Below are 3,582 nucleotides of genomic sequence, written 5' to 3'. Positions count from 1 at the left end.
ATATGTTTTCCAGAATCTTTATCAGTAACATCCCAAACTTTTACATCTTCATGAAAAACAGGCACAGATCCTTCTGCAACTGGGGTAAATTCATAATTGAATAAGCGTCCAGCAGTGTAAAATAAGGCCTGTGTCAATTTGTCAAGTTGTAGGTACTGTTTTACTTCTTCACTATCTAAATCGTATTTCTTTTGACGTACTTTCTCGGCGTAATATCTGTAATCCCATGGTTCAATCGTAATGTTGTCGCCACTGGCATTCGCCACAGCTTGCATATCCGTTACTTCTTCTTTAACTCTTGCAATAGCAGCTGGCCAAACAGCCATCATCAAATCCATGGCGTTTTCTGGAGTTTTTGCCATACGATCTTGTAAGCGCCACTCAGCATAGTTATCATAGCCCATCAGTCCAACGCGTTCTTTACGGAGTTTTAAGATCTCAGCAATGAGTTTTTTGTTGTCAAATTCGTCATTATTATCGCCACGGGAATAGTAATTGTTCCATACTTGTTTGCGCAATTCGCGTTCCGTAGAATAAGTTAAAAATGGATCAACTGATGAGCGCGTGTTCGTAATCGCATATTTCCCCTCTTGTCCTTTTTCCGAAGCAATTTGAGCAGCCGATTTCACAAAAGATTCAGAAAGCCCACCGATTTGATCCGCATTCAAATACGTTACATAATTTTCTTCATCATGTAAAACGTTGTTTGAGAATTTGGTGTAAATTGACGAAAGCTCTTTGTTGATTTCAGCGAAACGCTTCTTTTTCTCAGCATCCAAGTTAGCGCCATTCATTTCAAAGCTTTTATAGGTCAAGTCAACCACACGTTGTTGATCGGCTTCTAAAGGTGTTGTTTGAGAGGCTTCATAAACTGCTTTAATACGCTGAAACAGTTTTTCGTTTTGCGAAATTTTAGAGTTGTACTCTGATAGCTTAGGCGCTAATTCCGCTTGAAGGTCTCTAAATTCAGGAGAAGAGACGTTGCTGCTCATAATCCCGTAATAGGTAAAAACGCGTTCGAGTTCTTTTCCAGAACGTTCCATTGCAGCAATAGTGTTTTCAAAAGTTGGTGCTTCAGGATTATTGGCGATTTTTTCGATATCTGCCAATCCAAGTTCCATGCCTTTTTCCATAGCTCCCTTGACGTCTTCAACTTTCATTTTGTCAAATGCAGGAACGCCATTGTAAGGGCCTGTCCATTCTTGAAGTAAGGCATTGTCATTTTTAGCCATAGTGTCTTCCTTTTTTTCTTCGTTCTTACAGCTTGAAAAAGCAATAAGCGCACATAAACTCAAAGTTTTAAGGTGTTTTAAATTGTTTTTTGTCATTTGTTTTTTTAGTGTTGATTTTTAAAGAGTTCCAAGATATTGATTTAAAGACTCAATTTTCTTAATTAATTTATAATTTCTATTTTTCGGATATAAACGTTGGTTAATGGCCATTCGCCATCATCAGTTTTTTGAGCTGCTATGGTATCCACGACATCCATCCCATGGATCACTTTTCCAAATACCGTGTATTCGCCATCCAGATGATGGGCACCGCCTTGTTTTTGGACAATAAAAAACTCGTACGGAGAAGCCAATTTATAGGCGTTTTCAATCTCGCTGCTAGGCATGCTGATCACACCGCGATCGTGTAGAAATCCGCGTTTGGTATCTGGAGGCAATAAATACTTTCCAATTTTTGTGCGTCTATCGGCAATTGCTATGTCATCGCTATTCCCACCTTGAATGACGAAATTGTTGACGATGCGGTAAAACTGGGTATTATCAAAATAACCTTGTTTGATCAGGAAAATGAAATTGGCACGATGGAACATGGTTTCATCAAACAGTTGAATGTCGATCGTTCCAAAATCGGTAGTAATGCGGACTTTGTTTTCCTTGTTTTCTTTTTCGTATTCCAGAAAGAAATTCATCGCATTTTTGTCCGTGAGTTTTGGGTATTCACGTTGCATTTTTTTAGATGTGTCTTTCTTGACTTGGAGGTGTTCCGTAGTTAAGGAATCCGGAGTAGAATTATTATTTTTTTGCCGAGATTGTTTATCTTCACAGTTAAGAAGCATAAAAAATACGCCAATGACCATTAAAATTCTCATATCTAAATGAATTTTGATACTTTTTTAAAATCGATCTCAAAAATAGAACATATTCCACTTCCAGGGCATGCTTCACAAGTTAAAATGTCGCCTTCCTTTCGGATCCAACTCATCGAGCAACAAAAGGAAATCATAAAAGACGCCCGAAAAGCAGGGGTGATGGCTTTGTTCTATCCTGATCTGGAGCAACGTACACGATTGATTTTGATTTTAAGAAAAACCTATAGTGGCGTACATTCTGCCCAAGTCGGTTTTCCTGGCGGAAAGTTGGAAAAGGAAGATCCGTCACTGGAATATGCGGCACTTCGGGAAACTTTTGAGGAAGTTGGTGTGCCTATTGAAAGCATGACGGTTTTGAAGGCGATGACGTGGGTTTATATTCCGCCAAGTAATTTTATGGTGTATCCTTTTTTGGGCATTACCCTCCAAACACCCCAGTTTTTGAAACAAGATGATGAGGTTGAAGATTTGATTGAAGTCACGCTTGACGATTTTCTCGATGATGATAATGTTGGCTCACAAATGTTGATGACGTCGTTGGAAAAAGAGGTGGAGGTTCCGGTTTTCAAGTTAAACGGACATACGGTTTGGGGCGCAACTGCTATGATGCTCAGCGAAATAAAAGACTTGTTAAAAAAAGTAGTCTAAGTTACAGATTTTACTAAATTTGTTTTTTCAGGTATGTTGAGGTTATACGCATCATAAATAGCATATCATAATCGTAAATATAAATAATGGGATTATTTAAAAGAAACCCTTTTGGTCATATACTTTTTGTAAAGAAATGGCTCATTCGTATCCTTGGAGCCGTGACTCACAGACGTTTTAGAGGATTTAATGAACTTCAAATTGAGGGTTCTGAGGTTATAAGAAATTTGCCGGATACCAATGTGCTTTTCATTTCCAATCATCAAACTTATTTTGCTGATGTCGTCGCAATGTTTCATGTATTTAACGCGAGTTTGAGTAATCGGGAGGACAATATTAAGAATATCGGCTATTTATGGCAACCGAAATTGAATATGTACTACGTTGCTGCCAAAGAAACAATGAAGTCGGGATTATTGCCTAAAATATTTGCCTATGTGGGATCGATCAGTATTGAGCGCACGTGGAGAGCAGAAGGCAAGGAAGTGAACCGTCAGGTCAAAATGAGTGATATCACCATGATTTCTAAAGCGCTCGATGATGGTTGGGTCATTACCTTTCCGCAGGGTACCACCACACCGTTTAGACCTATCCGAAAAGGAACGGCGCATATTATAAAGCGTTATAAACCGATTGTTGTACCTGTTGTGATTGACGGGTTTAGGCGTTCTTTCGATAAAAAGGGACTTCGCGTCAAAAAGAAAAATATTCTTCAGTCAATGGAGATTAAAGCGCCTTTGGTTATCGATTACGAAAATGAAACTATCGATCAGATCGTAGAAAAAATCGAATACGCCATTGAGCAACATCCATCATTCCTAAAAGTCATTCCA

Annotated in this window: 4 protein-coding genes; 2 read left to right on the top strand and 2 right to left on the bottom strand. The window is 38.7% G+C overall.

Annotation, left to right across the window (positions count from 1 at the left end; genetic code table 11):
* Together ABIQ28_RS14735 and ABIQ28_RS14730 are read right to left on the bottom strand one after the other, a co-directional pair.
* On the bottom strand, positions 1-1,328 hold a 1,328-nt coding region (locus ABIQ28_RS14735), incomplete at its 3' end, for a M3 family metallopeptidase (protein ID WP_348038635.1).
* Positions 1,329-1,393: 65 nt separating this feature from the next.
* The gene (locus ABIQ28_RS14730; RefSeq protein ID WP_348038633.1) at positions 1,394-2,101 is read right to left on the bottom strand and encodes a peptidylprolyl isomerase; all 708 of its coding nucleotides are present in this window, start codon (positions 2,099-2,101) and stop codon (positions 1,394-1,396) included.
* A gap of 6 nt (positions 2,102-2,107) precedes the next feature.
* On the opposite strand from ABIQ28_RS14730, the gene ABIQ28_RS14725 reads away from it, so the two are divergent.
* Both ABIQ28_RS14725 and ABIQ28_RS14720 read left to right on the top strand, forming a co-directional pair.
* A complete protein-coding gene (locus tag ABIQ28_RS14725) occupies positions 2,108-2,749 on the top strand; it encodes a CoA pyrophosphatase (RefSeq protein WP_348038631.1) in 642 nt (213 codons plus the stop codon).
* 86 nt (positions 2,750-2,835) lie between these two features.
* The coding region (locus tag ABIQ28_RS14720; protein ID WP_348038629.1) for a lysophospholipid acyltransferase family protein at positions 2,836-3,582 on the top strand (747 nt) is incomplete at its 3' end.

Origin of the sequence: Gelidibacter sp. (genome assembly GCF_039916245.1) — a bacterium.
In the GTDB taxonomy this organism is placed as follows: Bacteria; Bacteroidota; Bacteroidia; order Flavobacteriales; family Flavobacteriaceae; genus Gelidibacter.
The sequence above is the reverse complement of the archived record's forward strand: the minus strand, read 5'-3'. Positions and strand labels throughout refer to the sequence as shown.